Source organism: Candidatus Villigracilis sp. (genome assembly GCF_057083605.1).
Genome location: NZ_JBXMTI010000013.1, coordinates 1 through 13,837, shown reverse-complemented (window position 1 = coordinate 13,837; position 13,837 = coordinate 1). Strand labels below are relative to the sequence as shown.

Sequence of the window (13,837 nt, the reverse complement as noted above, 5' to 3'; positions counted from 1 at the left end):
GTTTACTTTGTAAATTTCTTCTGCCACTCAAACAATTTGTTCAATGCTTCTATGGGGGAGAGTGAATTCACATCCATTCCCTTTAGCTCATCCAAAAGCGGACTGGTTTCAGGAAACAACGCAGCTTGTTGTGCGGCCTGCGGATTAATCCTTACAGCACGCCCCGATGTTTTTTCCAGCTCAGCCATGATCTCATTAGCTCGCTGAACAACAGGCGAAGGCAAGCCTGCCAATTGCGCAACATGAATACCATATGAACGGTCTGCGCCGCCCGCGATGATCTTGTGCAGGAAGACAACTTTATTATCCGCTTCGCTGACTGCCACGTTGTAATTGCGGATGCCTGGCAGCAACTCTGCAAGTTGTGTGAGTTCGTGATAATGTGTGGCGAATAGAGTCTTCGCGCGTAACTGCGGATGATTGTGAATATATTCGATGATACCCCAGGCAATCGAAAGTCCATCATATGTTGATGTACCGCGTCCGATCTCATCCAAGATCAACAAAGAGCGTGACGTTGCGTGATGCAAAATGTTCGCGGCTTCCACCATCTCCACCATGAAGGTGGATTGCCCAGCGTGAATTTCATCCTGCGCACCAATGCGGGTAAAGATGCGATCTACAAGGCCGATCTTTGCGGAGGCGGCGGGAACGAATGAGCCCATCTGAGCCATCAATACGATGAGGGCTGCTTGTCGCAGATAAGTGGATTTGCCCGCCATGTTTGGTCCGGTGATGACCCGCACGATTTCGCCTTTTTCAAAAATGACATCATTGGGGACGTATCTATCTGACTTCAATAGCTGTTCGACAACGGGATGACGGCCCTCATGGATCGCTAATTCGCTTCCTTCGTGGACCTGAGGCTTGGTGTAGTCTCCGAGAGCTGCCGCCTCGCCCAAAGCGGATAATACATCGAGTTCTGCCAGCGCCCTTGCAGTGGATAGTAATGTATGCGCAGACTTCGCCAACTCCGTGCAGATATCTTTGAACAACCTCAACTCGATCTCGCGGATGCGTTCTTCGGCATTCAGCACCAGCGTTTCGTATTCCTTCATCTCTGGCGTGATGAAGCGCTCGGCGTTGACCAATGTCTGCTTGCGGATGTACGACTCGGGGGCCTTATCTGCCGCGCCGCGTGATATTTCAATGTAATAGCCAAAGACTTTGTTGTAGCCCACCTTGAGAGTTTTGATGCCTGTCTTTTCCCTTTCAACCGCTTCGAGATTCGCGATCCAATCGCGGGCATGTTTGGATGCTTCAATGACCGAATCCAATTCCTGCGAATAGCCTGCTCGGATGATGCCCGTGTTTTGCAATGTGGCAGGCGGGTCATCATCGATAGAATTTTGTAGAAGCTCTAATTGTTCCTCGCAAACTGCCCACTGTCCACTGACCACTGATGACTGTCTACCGATCACTTCCTTGATCGTCGGCAATTGCCCTAACGTATTTCGCATTGCAACCAGATCGCGAGGCTGCGCCTGACCCGCGATAACGCGGTTGACGAGGCGCTCCAAGTCTGACAAAGGTTTCAAGGCGTCGCGCAATTCGGCACGGATCATGCCTTGCTGAACAAAATATTCAACACCGTTTTGGCGTACTTGTATCTTTTCCACATGCAATAATGGCTGGCTGACCCATTGATGAATGAGTCGTTTACCCATAGGGGTAATAGTGTAATCAAGTGTTCCCAATAATGAGCCTTTGCGTTCGCCGCGTAGGGTTTCGTTCAATTCGAGGTTGCGGCGTGTCGATGCATCCAGAGTCATAAATTCATTGAGGCTATAGGAGCGTAATGAATTGAGTAGGTTCAATGCATCGGGCTGAGTCTCTTTGAGATATTGCACAATTGCCCCTGCCGCACGGACGGAAAGGCTGTTTGGCTTTAATCCAAATCCGTCCAGAGTGGACGACTTGAATTGCGTAAGCAAAGTTTCATTACATTTTCCCGCTTCATATTTCCAACTTTGCAGAGCCGTGAGATGCCCTATGATTCCATCTGGCAACGTTTGATTATCAGGATAAATAATTTCAGCGGGGTGTAATCTTGTCAGCTCAGCGCGCAAGGCTTCGAGCGGAAGTTCGGTGACGGCGAATTCTCCAGTGGTGACGTCTGTATAAGAAACAGAAGCAGTTGACCCTGCGGAGGAAGCGGACGAATCCAATATCACGGAGGCGAGGTAGTTATTTGCATCCCCAGGCAAGAGTCCAGGTTCGGTCACTGTTCCTGGTGTCACCACGCGAACAACCTTGCGTGGAAAAATTCCCTTGGCAGGCTGATCGCCGACTTGTTCGCAGATGGCAACGTGATACCCTTTTTCGATGAGACGCGCCAGATAATTTTCGACGGCATGATAGGGAATGCCTGCGAGCGGCACACGCGAACCACCGCCAACCGGCCGCGAAGTTAAAACAATATCGAGTTCGCGGGCCGTGATCTCGGCGTCTTCATCAAAGGTTTCATAAAAATCGCCGAGACGAAAAAAAACGATCGTATCGGGATACTCACGTTTGATATCCAAATATTGCTGGCGGACGGGGGTGACATCATCGTTGTTGGACATGGCTTGATTTTACTATGAGGAATGGAGTTGGGCTATAATTTCAGCGTTTGCAATATAACACTCAGGAGAATTTTTTATGTATAAACTTGTTCTCGTCCGTCACGGACAAAGCACATGGAATCTTGAAAATCGTTTTACAGGCTGGACCGATGTTGACTTGACCGAATTGGGTAAAGCCGAGGCAATCGAAGCTGGCGAGTTGTTGCGCAAAGACGGGTATGATTTCGATATCGCCTATACTTCCGTTTTGAAGCGCGCCATCAAAACCCTGGGAATCATTCAAGATGTAATGGATCTGGATTGGATTCCCGTCATCCGCGCCTGGCAGTTGAATGAAAGACATTATGGTTCATTGCAAGGTTTGAACAAGGCTGAAACAGCCGCAAAGTTTGGTGAGGTGCAAGTGAAAATCTGGCGGCGTTCTTATGATGTTCCACCTCCTGAATTGGAATTGACCGATGAACGCCACCCGAAATTTGACCGACGTTACGCTTCATTGACTCCCGAACAACTGCCAGCCACCGAGTCGCTTAAGATTACGCTGGAGCGGGTCCTGCCTTATTGGCATTCCACGCTTGCACCTGAGATCAAATCGGGGAAACGTGTGCTTGTGGTTGCACACGGAAATTCCATCCGCGCATTGGTCAAATATCTCGATAATATCTCTGAGGCTGATATTACTGAGTTGAACATCCCAACCGGGTTGCCGCTGGTCTATGAATTGGATAAAGACCTCAAGCCGATTAAAAACTATTATCTCGGTGACCCGGCTGAAGCAGCAAAGAAGGCCGCTGCTGTAGCAAGCCAAGCAAAGACAAAGTAATTAAATGCAGCATTTGCGTAAAACTCTGTTGGCCCTCTTCCTTATTCTGTTTTGGGGAGTGGTGTGGAAGTATTGTGAAGAAAACTTTAACTCGAACGTGCGCTACTTTGTAGACATTTGGGATTTGCGGACTTACTATAACAATGGGAAATGGTTTCCCGCAGGCACTCAACCTTACGTTGATGTGCGAAGTGAATATCCGCAGGTGGCAACCTATATCTTTGGATGGGTTCATCAGTTCGGTGCTGATCAGCTTCGCCCAAGCATGGCGAGAGAAGTCTACTTTAGAGCTTTCAGGCTGATTATGCTCATCACTGGCTACGCAACTTTTCTTTTGTTGGAATTTATGAAGGAAAAGAAAAGATGGCTTGCCCTGCTTTTATTTCTGCCCGGCCCATTGTATTTTCAGTTCAACCGTTTTGATATTCTGCCCGCCTTTCTGTGCCTGTTGGCTCTCTTTTTCATCCAACAAAAAAAATGGTCTATTGCAGCCCTGCTCCTGGCGGTTGCCACCATGACGAAGTGGTATGCTATCTTATTGATGCCATCATTTGTGGTGTATGCCTGGTTCGTTGACAAAAAAATACCCTGGAAGCCTGTAGCCGTGTTTTGCCTGACGATCTTATTAATTGCCCTGCCTACTTATATTGCTGGAGGATTAGACGCGCTGTTTCTTCCATACACCTTCCATGCGAACCGTGCTTCTGAACCGGCGTCTTTGCCAAATCTGGTGATGACTGAATCCATGATGAACATCTTTTCTGAGAAGACAATTGGATGGATCTTTTTGGGTTTGCAACTGCTTGCATCTGCCATATCATTCTTATTTAGGATCGATTCTTTTGAGAAACTTGCCAGGTGGTGGATCCTGGTGGTGGGAGGTTTTGTCCTTTTTTCACGAATATTTTCCCCCCAGTGGATTTTGTGGGTGCTGCCCTTTATATTACTGGTGACTGAAGATACTTTTGACATAGCCCTGATAATTCTCTACGGGATTTTGACTTACATTGCATTTCCCCTTGCTTATGACGGTATACCCTCCATTCTTCTGGCAGTACACCTATTCAATCTTGCGCTGCTTTTTATCCTTATGTTCCACTCCGCCGTCCGCCTGGATTGGAAGGTTACGAATCCCTTTGCATATTCGCACTCATAGGCCTCCCATGCCAGACTTCCGCGCTAGTGCCGTGAAATTCATAAAAAAACTCATTCCATTCTCGCAATGGCTGGTTGTTCTTTTGGCCATTCTTCTGCCATTCCTTATCATCAAGTTATTTCCAGATTTCTTTCATACGAGCGATGTTGACGATTTCCGGGACTGGTCTCAGGCATGGGATTTGGGCTGGCACAGTGTCTATGTCAATTGCGAGAGGTGTAATTATCCGTTTCTCGGTACCCTGCTCTCAGCGGGCCTGATGAGCTGGATCAACATTGAAGACTTCACACACCTCGGCAGCCGCTTTCGATATTTCCTTGCGATTGTGGATGCGCTGAATATCCTGGCGATCTGGTTTATCCTGCTAAAAGTGCAAGTTAAAAATGCCCCGCTGTGGGCTGGTATTATCGGCCTGCTTCCGTCATCCTGGTTTGGTTCTTCCATCTGGGGGCAGATAGACGGCATGGGGCAGTTCCTGATCCTGGCGTTTTTTATCCTGCTCATCTGGTTCAATGCGAGTGAAAGACCGAAAAGTCAATACTATCTTTTCGTTTCACTTGCCACCCTGCTTCTATCTTTTATGCTTCTAACCAAACAATTGATTTATTTCAGCGTGGTTGCCTTGGGGTTGATATTGCTGGCGAATATGATCCTGTATTCACGCAAAATGGTCAGGCTTGCTATATCCATCCTTGTCGCGTCCTTAATATTTGCTACACCCATTCTTAGCATAGACGCGAATCTCATTCTAAAAGAACCATATATTTCACATCTGCAATACATTCTTGCCACAGGGAGCAGTCACGGCGACAAAATTTCCTATGTGGGTATGAACATTTGGGTCTTTTTTGCAAAAGACTTGCTGGGTTCGTCACGTTTAGCTTTGCCCATCCAGCTTGGCTCCAAAACACTGGTTTCAATTATCCCCTACTCGGCTGGGATATTCCTCTTCCTCGTAGTCAATTCATTTTTATTTTTCATTTTTGCAAAATGTATATGGGCTCAATACTCACGCGAGATGACTCGTTTTGATTTAAACGCCATTCTTCTGCTTTTTGTTTATCTGGCGCTTGTAAACTTGAGCTTTAACCTGACTCTCACCGGAGTCCACGAGAGATATCTTTACCACTTTTATCCGTTCATTATCATTGCCTGTCTTGGATGGGTTGGGGGTTCTGCATATTTCAATCGGGTCATGCTGGCTGTTCTATTGGGTGGTTCATTAATGTATGGTGTATTCTTGTATGCCTATATGATACGGCTTGTCAGGCCCACGAGCCTTTCCATTTTGCAGGGATTGAGCGCGTTTCATTTGTGCTTGTTTATTTATTTACTTTACTCAACACTGAAACAGCTTAATACCCAGGCCTCCAGCCTTCCACAGAAGTTATGAATCTTTCTCCCGATTTCCTGCATGAACTTGGAAAGCGCTTCACCGGTGACCTGCGGCTTGACTCTGCTTCGAAAATTTTATACTCCACTGATGCATCCATGTACCAGATCGAGCCGCTGGGTGTGGGAATCCCAAAAACGCAAGATGACCTGCAATCTGCTGTGGAGCTTGCGGCAAAATATAAGGTCCCGATCCTGCCGCGCGGATCGGGCTCATCGTTGGGTGGACAAGCAATCGGCGAAGCATTGATCCTGGATTGTTCCCGCTTTCTCGATTCTATCATCGAAATTAATCCCGAAACTCATTCTGCAATCGTTGAACCTGGGGTGATACTCTCCACCCTTAATCGCGCTGCCGCTAAACATGGACTGATGTTTGGCCCCGACCCCGCTTCAGCGGAGCGCGCTACGATGGGCGGAGTGATCGGTAACAATGCTACCGGCGCACATTCGATCTTATATGGCATGAGCGCAGATCATTTGACCGAAGCAGATGTAATTTTGAGTGATGGGAGTTTGGCGAAATTCGATGATTCGATTTTGGATACTCGACTCTTGGGTTCCCAATTACGGTTCTCCAATATCGTTTCTGCGGCTTTTGAGATACGTGAAAAATATGCTGAGTCAATAAAGCACAACTTCCCAAAGTCATGGAGAAATTCCGCAGGCTATCGGCTGAATTATTTATTACCTTACTCTGCGACCAGGCCTGCTCGCTGGGAGGGAGAATATCCCTCTTCATCTTTTTCTCTTGCTCCCTTGCTTGCTGGCTCTGAAGGTACTTTAGCCGTCATCCGCCGCATGAAGGTAAATCTAATTCACAAGCCGAAGCATACGATTTTGGGTGTGCTGAGTTATGAAAGCATTGCCTCAGCCTGTGATGATGTTCCGCGATTACTGGAGTTCAACCCCAGCGCAATTGAGTTGGTTCCACGCATGATCCTGCAATTGGCTCGAAGTGTCCCGACGTATGCGAGGCAAATGGGATGGATGGTTGGCGACCCTGCCGCAGTGTTGGTGATTGAATTTAGTGGGGATCAACCGTCGGCTTTGAAAGAAGCGGCCCTTCGACTTCGCTTCCCTGAAGGGTCGCTTCGCTCAGGGCGAATACAAAATAATTTGATAACAATCGCAGAGTCGAATGAAGAGCAAGCGCGAGTCTGGAATATCCGCAAGATGGGGTTGGGGATTTTGGATTCGCGCCCGCAAGTTGCCAGACCTGCGGCATTTATCGAAGATTGCGCGGTGCCTGTGGAACGGCTAGGGGAATTCGTGCGCGAGATCGAAAGGATTTTGGCGGAACATAAAACGGAAGGCGGAATTTATGCACATGCATCAGGCGGCTGTTTGCATATCCGTCCGATCCTGAATTTGCAGAGCGGGGAAGGTGTGCGGGCGTTGCGAAGCATCAGTGAACAGGTCTTTGCGTTGGTGATGGGCCTGGGCGGATCAATGAGCAGTGAACACGGAGATGGGATCGTAGCGGGTGAGTGGATCGAAAAAACTTACGGCGCAGAAGTGACTGAAGCGATGCGTATGTTGAAACTCGCCGCCGACCCGCATAATTTATTGAACCCTAAAAAGATGTTGGATGCGCCGCCGATGGATTCGCATTTGCGTTATGGCGAAGGTTATCGCGCACAGCCTTGGACTTCTGCTCTTCATTTTGAACACGAGCGCGGGCTGGCTGGTGCGATTGAGCATTGTAATGGTCAGGGCGTGTGCAGGAAGGATACAGGTGTGATGTGCCCGTCTTTTCAGGCGACGAGGGAGGAAGCGAACTCAACCAGGGGTAGAGCGAATCTTCTGCGCGGGTTGATTAATCAGCCAAACGTTGAACGTTCAACGTTAAACGTTGAAGATGTATATGCATCGCTTGATTTATGTTTGGCCTGCAAGGGTTGTACTTCGGAATGCCCAAGCGGGGTGGATATGCCGAAGTTGAAATACGAATTTATGAATGAATATTACAAGACGCATCGAAGACCATTGCATGATTATCTGTTTGGATATTTCCATGTCGTTGCGAAATGGCTGTCGCCCGTTGCGTCATTGGCAAATGCCTTCATGAAAATGGATTGGTCGCACAGGTTGATTGCGAAGGTGATGGGGATAACGGATAAGAGGGCATTTCCAGTGTTTGCTCGGCGTAAGTCGGATTGGCGATCCGACCTACACCTCGATAAGCAAGTCATCTTCTTATCAGATGTCTTCTCGCGATATCTTGAACCTGAAGTAGAGCAGGCGGCTTTTGATATCTTGAATGTGCTGGGATATGAAGTAAAAGTCTTACCGGTCATTGGTGCAGGAGCTTCGTTGCTTTCAAAGGGATTTATCGATGCAGCGCGCAGGCACGCGGAAAAAGTCTTAGCTGAGATAAAGCGTCTTGATGCAGGAACAGGTTTGAGCGTAGTCGGGTGCGAGCCGCCTGAGGTGTATTGCCTCAAGCATGAATACATGGCCTTATTGCCGAGTCGCCGCGCGGAGATTCAATCCCTTACAAAGAGAGTCTGGCTGATGGATGAGTTTATTGTGCGCGCTCTGGAGTTGGACAGCTCACTTGCCCTGCGGGTGCTGTCCGATACGCAAGGACAAGTTCCACTTCCAAAAATCACATTCCACCCACATTGCCATCAACGCGCCGAGGGACCTGTGGACGATGGCTTGCCCTCGGGTACATCAGCCACACTAGAGATGCTGCGAAGGTTTGGATTTGATGTTGACTTAATCGATGCGGGTTGCTGTGGTATGGCTGGGACTTTTGGTTATGACGCCGAGCATTATGAACTCTCGATGCAAGTGGGGGAGTTGGGGGTGTTGAAAAAGATAAGGGAATTGGCAACCCCACCCCCTCCGTCACTACGTGACACCTCCCCCAAATCCGACAGAAGTACCGTCGGATTTGGGGGAGGCTGGGAGGGGGTCGTCTCCACCGGCGCGGCTTGCAGATTACAGATAGAGCATGGAACAGGGGTTCGTGCAACGCATCCACTGGTGTTGGTGAGGGAGCGCTTGAAGGGTACTGCTCGGAAATAAACAACTTTATCTCGCGACATTCACTCGCAGTTCACCAAAGCCTCCACAATCAAGGGCTTCGCTGCCTGTGAAGACAAAGCGGATCCATTGGCCAACCACGTTGGGGGTCACGCGAATATCGGGGTCGGGGGTTCCTTCCAAGCCGACACTCTCTTCGTAGACCAGATTATCCTGTGCATCGTACACCTGAATTGTCACCTCTCCAAAACCGTAACCGGTGCGAATCTCAGCTACGGCATTTTGGGCATTTGAGATCAATTCTATTGAGGCGATAAAGTCTTCTTGAACCCCTGTCCATACATAAGTGGAAGTGCCATCTGCATCGGGGCCGGCAGAGAACCAGGAGGTGGTGACATCGCCATCAATGCCCAGCGACGCTGGGTAAGTGGAGTCGTAAATTGACGAAGCTTCTACTTTGCCTTCGGATGCAATCTCGGCATTAGGCTCTGGTATCGCTGTAGGGCTGGCTACCACTAGTGGCGTGGGCTGTGCATCGACAGGCAGTATGCTCTGGTTGATATTGTTTAGGGCGGCATCCAACTCTGCTTGACTGCGGGCATCGTAGTACACGCCGCCAGCCGCATCTGATATCCGTTTAAGTTGAGCCGCAGTCTGTGCATTGACGTCCAAGCCGATGACGTGAATAGCGAAGTCAATGCCGATCTCCTTCAAGTTTTGCACTACTGTGGCTGGTTCTGCTCCACAGGTTTCCTCCCCGTCGCTGATGAGCACGATGAAATTCTTTCGGTCAGGGTCGAAGGTGAAATCGTTGGCGGCTTGCTTGATGGATTCAGACATGGGCGTCATGCCCAAGGCTTGCATGTCCGGCAGCCAATCGATGATCAACTGGGCTCCATCAGCCTGGATCGGCACCACAAGTTCGATATCCTGGCAGCTTTCCGCTTCCCGTCCCTGATATGGCACACGATGACCATAGACTCTTAATCCCACTTGTGTATTGTCGGGCAGCGATTGAAAGCGAGAGGTTAAAACTTCCTGTGCAATGACGAGGCGGGTCTTTCCGTCCAAAGGTTGGAGCATACTGCCAGAGGCATCCAATATGTATTCGATGTAAGTCGTGCTCAAGCCAACCGGCGCAAATTGAGTTGGGGCGGGGCCGTCAGTTGCAGCGGCTACTATGGGAGTTTCCTCAGATACTCCGCCAATGGGATTGGTGAAGGGATTGGGAATGAGTCCGGAGGCAAAGCCACCGAACAAGCCGATGCAAAGGCAAAGCCCCGCGACGCCGAAAGCACCTAATAGTTTAGGAAGATTGCTTTTGCGTCGAAATGACGCCACAGGCGCGGTCGAAGAAACGGCATATTGATCAGGAGCAGATTGAAGCGGAGGGGGAGGCGTGGCCACGTAATTGTACGGCTCCACAACTGTTCCCAGAGGCGCTTGTTCAAACACTGTCCCCGCTGCTTGCTCAAGAACCGTTCCAGCCGCGGATCCCGTTCGCATAGTATTGATGGCTTGCGCCAATTCACCGGCGGTTTGATAACGTCTGGCGGGGTCTTTATCCAAAGCCTTGCGGATGATCGACTCAAAGGCGGGAGGCAAATTCGGATTGCGCTCCAACAAGCTGGGAACTGGTGCGGTGAGATGCGCCACCGCCACGCCCATGGGTGTATCTGCATCGAAGGGACGTTCTCCGCTGAGGGCCTCGAACAGCACAACGCCCAGCGAATAAATATCACAGCGCCGATCCAGGTTTTTCTCGCCTCGGGCCTGTTCGGGGCTCATATATTCGGGCGTGCCGACCATGGTTCCTGTTCTGGTGGATGCCGCGGCTTCTTCTGCGATCTTGGCAATGCCGAAATCGGACAAGCAGACCCCACCCTGGGCATCGAACAGGATATTCCCCGGCTTGATATCACGATGGATGATCCCTAGGCTGTGTGCATAATCCAAGCCAGAGCCAACCTGTTGAAAAATGGAAGTGATCTCTGGGATGGCAAGCGCGCCCTTGTTTAGAAGATCGGCAAGCGTACCACCGGACATGTAGCGCATAACAATAAAGGGCTGGTCTTCATGTTCCCCAAAATCATAGACCGAGACAATAGATGGATGTTCGAGGGCCGCGATCATCTCGGCTTCACGCTGGAAGCGCGCGCGAAATTGTGGATCGAAAGTGAACTGACGCGGTAAAACTTTTACAGCCACCTGGCGCTTCATATAAGGGTCACGCGCCAGATATACAATTGCCATTCCGCCCTGGCCTAATTCCTTAATCACTTCATAACGGCCAATATTCATAGAATGCCATCCAATCTTTATCGTTTTTTTAAAAGGCTGGGCTGCAACTTACAGAGTTTTCCGTTGAATGCGGGCGATTATATCACTTTGAATATCGTATTTATCTATATAGCGTGTTGACACGAGACTGCAAAAAGTTGTACACTAATCCAGAAAACAAAACGTTCTTCACTAGGCAAAAGGAAGGGTTTTATATGACTCTATTTCAAACAATCCTGACCGTGGTAGCGACAATTGCAACGGCAATTACATCCTGGTATGCCTTGCGTTTGCATCGAATGAAAATTGAATTCGAAGGTAACGCAAAGGTCATTCAGCAAAAACAATCGCAAATGCTGAATGAGATGTCGGAATTCAGCCGCTCGATCATTACACAAACGCTTAAGGTCGCTCCACAGTATGCATTTATGCCGTATCAGCAAATGATGCCCATGCCATCTTTTTCTGACCCGTCACTTTTTGACCGCCGTAAGGCGCACTTTTCCCCTGAAAAAGAGATACTGGCTGAAACATTCGTGAAGCATGTCGCCGGCCTGATCGATAAAAACGAAAACCTTCACATCATCCTTATATTGGATGCGGGCTCGACTGTGTTTCCCATTTTCAGCAAATTATGCAATCACCCGTCCTTTCAGTTTGACCGCACCAAGGCCCGCAGACTCAAAATCATCACGAACAACCTGCCGGGGGTATCCGACTTAATTCGGCATGGCCGCATCAGTGACCATAACATGATGCGTACTCTCTTCCGCTGCCGAATATTGAGTGGTTTTGCCAACTCGCAATATGAGGCTGTCTTGAGTGCAGAGACTATCACAGACCTGGATGTGGCTATTGAAAATTTCCGCAAGCTCATTGCTGAAGAGAAGCTAAAACGTATAAAGGTGCAAGTTATTAGTGTTACAACGGGCAATTACATAAGCATTATTGATGGAATACTGGCGAGGGATGAAGATCATTTATTGGTAAAAAGCAAAATGCTGGAGGTAGCTGATGAGGTTTTTGTTCTATCGCCTCTTGGAAAATTAATTTCCTACTCCTGCGAGCAGTTCAATGAAGCCTTGGGAAATAAGGGAGCATTTCGGTATGGCTACCTGCCCCAATGGAACAGCAAAGTCCATAATTTGCACATGGTTGTTACCACGCGCCGCCCCGGTTATTTTGCCAAGCTTGACCCAATCTCATTGAACACATATTTTGGACATTTGCAGAAGGAAGCCTGTGATCGATTTAAGGAGAACCTGATCCAGATCCCATTTGACCCGCGTGATGAAGTGCACGTCAGGACCACTGCGAGCATCATGGGCCTGGAGCGTGCCCTGCGTGAGTACGAATTGCCGCATCAAAATTACAGGGATATGCTGCTTTCAAAGATTCCCTCTGAGTAGGGATGTTAAGGTTGGCTGGGATTTTGGGAAAAAGAGCATCCCCACCTAGTATCTCCAAGCAAATAGCTTGTTTTGTCTCAATTTTTTACCCTTATCTGGCGGGTATGACGGCTATTATGACTGAGCCTAAAAGTGAGAAAGGATGGACGCGAATTGAACTCGGTCATAATGAAAAAAACTGCACATCCTATGCGTGAGCGGATATAATAAGCTCAGTTTTTGTGGATACTGCGCCATGTCCGTAGACGACGCATCTGCACAGGAGGCGACTATTGCAAGCTAAACAGATCCATCCCTGGTTTCGCAATTCGTTTCGCCTGGGGACTTATCTCAGCCTCGTGGCAGGCGTCCAACTTTTCATATTTTCTGAACACACAGACCTTTATTTTGCCTGGACGATCCAATCTTCGCTCACCGCCACCACCCTGGGCGGATTCTACTTTGGCACGATGACCTTCGGCTACTTGGCCGCGCGTCAAGCGGACTGGGCGCAGGTGCGTGCTCCCGCCGTGGGGCTGATGGTCTTCATGTTCGTTACCATGGCGGCCACGCTTTTGCATCTCGATAAGCTTCATCTAACCAGCGAGAACTGGCTGACTCGGATGGCGACATGGAGCTGGCTGGCGATCTATGTTCTTTTCTCAATTGAGCTTGTACCAGCTGCGATTCTTCAGGGGCGAATGCCCGGAGTAGACCCTGAGAGGACCTCGAACCTGCCAGCCTGGTTTCGTATCATTTTAACCGTCCATGGAATCGCTGCTGTTGCAATTGGCCTCGGACTCCTCTTTGCGCCGCAGGTCTTGATACGATTCTGGCCCTGGCAGTTGACTCCGCTCACGGCCCGCGCTCTTTCTGCATGGTTTGCATCCTTTGGAGCGCTTAACCTTCAATCTGCCCGCGAGAATGACTGGAGCCGTTCGCGGGTGATGGTCATTTCTTATATCGCTTCGAGTTCTTTTGCAACGGCTGCACTGGTGCGTTATGCGGGCCAGGCGAATTTGCTGAGCCTCGGCGGTGTGGGTTACCTCATCCACTTGTTGATTCTGCTGGGAGTGGGCTTGTATGGCTGGCGAATGACCAGTCGCCTTCGAGCCTAGTGGTGTGTTTGAAAAGTAATTCAACATAGTCGTGACAGCTTGACAACCTTATACTTCTCATACAGTTTCTTTTGCGGAGTTGAGTATGAGAAGACGGAAACCAAAAACCATACGGCTGA

Annotated in this window: 8 protein-coding genes; 6 read left to right on the top strand and 2 right to left on the bottom strand. The window is 49.2% G+C overall.

The window, feature by feature from the left end; all coding sequences use genetic code 11:
* Positions 1–2: 2 nt before the first annotated feature.
* Complete coding sequence (mutS, locus tag AC14M5_RS02170; protein ID WP_484027983.1) at positions 3–2,567, bottom strand: DNA mismatch repair protein MutS; 2,565 nt, start codon at positions 2,565–2,567, stop codon at positions 3–5.
* A 76-nt stretch (positions 2,568–2,643) separates the two neighbouring features.
* Here mutS and gpmA point away from each other — a divergent pair, with 76 nt between their 5' ends.
* The 4 genes from gpmA to AC14M5_RS02150 are packed head-to-tail and all read left to right on the top strand — an operon-like array spanning position 2,644 to position 8,974.
* Complete coding sequence (gene gpmA / locus AC14M5_RS02165; protein ID WP_484027982.1) at positions 2,644–3,390, top strand: 2,3-diphosphoglycerate-dependent phosphoglycerate mutase; 747 nt, start codon at positions 2,644–2,646, stop codon at positions 3,388–3,390.
* A 4-nt stretch (positions 3,391–3,394) separates the two neighbouring features.
* Entirely contained in the window at positions 3,395–4,546 is a 1,152-nt protein-coding gene (locus tag AC14M5_RS02160; protein WP_484027981.1) for a glycosyltransferase 87 family protein, read from the top strand.
* 7 nt (positions 4,547–4,553) lie between these two features.
* A complete protein-coding gene (locus tag AC14M5_RS02155; protein WP_484027980.1) occupies positions 4,554–5,939 on the top strand; it encodes a hypothetical protein in 1,386 nt (461 codons plus the stop codon).
* Positions 5,936–8,974, top strand: a complete 3,039-nt coding sequence (locus AC14M5_RS02150; protein ID WP_484027979.1) for an FAD-binding and (Fe-S)-binding domain-containing protein — start codon at positions 5,936–5,938, stop codon at positions 8,972–8,974. Before AC14M5_RS02155 ends, AC14M5_RS02150 begins: the two co-directional genes overlap by 4 nt.
* Before the next feature lie 6 nt (positions 8,975–8,980).
* Here the strand turns inward: AC14M5_RS02150 and AC14M5_RS02145 are convergent, their stop codons facing one another.
* Positions 8,981–11,233 carry a protein kinase domain-containing protein gene (locus tag AC14M5_RS02145; RefSeq protein ID WP_484027978.1) on the bottom strand — a complete coding sequence of 751 codons (2,253 nt, stop codon included), beginning with the start codon at positions 11,231–11,233 and terminating at the stop codon, positions 8,981–8,983.
* A gap of 194 nt (positions 11,234–11,427) precedes the next feature.
* On the opposite strand from AC14M5_RS02145, the gene AC14M5_RS02140 reads away from it, so the two are divergent.
* Positions 11,428–12,621, top strand: a complete 1,194-nt coding sequence (locus AC14M5_RS02140) for a DeoR/GlpR family DNA-binding transcription regulator (protein WP_484027977.1) — start codon at positions 11,428–11,430, stop codon at positions 12,619–12,621.
* 272 nt (positions 12,622–12,893) lie between these two features.
* On the top strand, positions 12,894–13,718 hold the full coding sequence (locus tag AC14M5_RS02135) for a hypothetical protein (protein ID WP_484027976.1): 825 nt from the start codon (positions 12,894–12,896) through the stop codon (positions 13,716–13,718).
* Positions 13,719–13,837 lie beyond the last annotated feature (119 nt).

What these genes read in the sequence shown, in the direction of transcription:
- AC14M5_RS02160 (WP_484027981.1), top strand. Translation starts at nt 3,395, where the DNA reads ATGCAGCATTTGCGTAAAACTCTGTTGGCCCTCTTCCTTATTCTGTTT.
- AC14M5_RS02155 (WP_484027980.1), top strand. Translation starts at nt 4,554, where the DNA reads ATGCCAGACTTCCGCGCTAGTGCCGTGAAATTCATAAAAAAACTCATT.
- AC14M5_RS02150 (WP_484027979.1), top strand. Translation starts at nt 5,936, where the DNA reads ATGAATCTTTCTCCCGATTTCCTGCATGAACTTGGAAAGCGCTTCACC.
- AC14M5_RS02140 (WP_484027977.1), top strand. Translation starts at nt 11,428, where the DNA reads ATGACTCTATTTCAAACAATCCTGACCGTGGTAGCGACAATTGCAACG.
- AC14M5_RS02145 (WP_484027978.1), bottom strand. Translation starts at nt 11,233, where the DNA reads ATGAATATTGGCCGTTATGAAGTGATTAAGGAATTAGGCCAGGGCGGA.
- gpmA (WP_484027982.1), top strand. Translation starts at nt 2,644, where the DNA reads ATGTATAAACTTGTTCTCGTCCGTCACGGACAAAGCACATGGAATCTT.
- mutS (WP_484027983.1), bottom strand. Translation starts at nt 2,567, where the DNA reads ATGTCCAACAACGATGATGTCACCCCCGTCCGCCAGCAATATTTGGAT.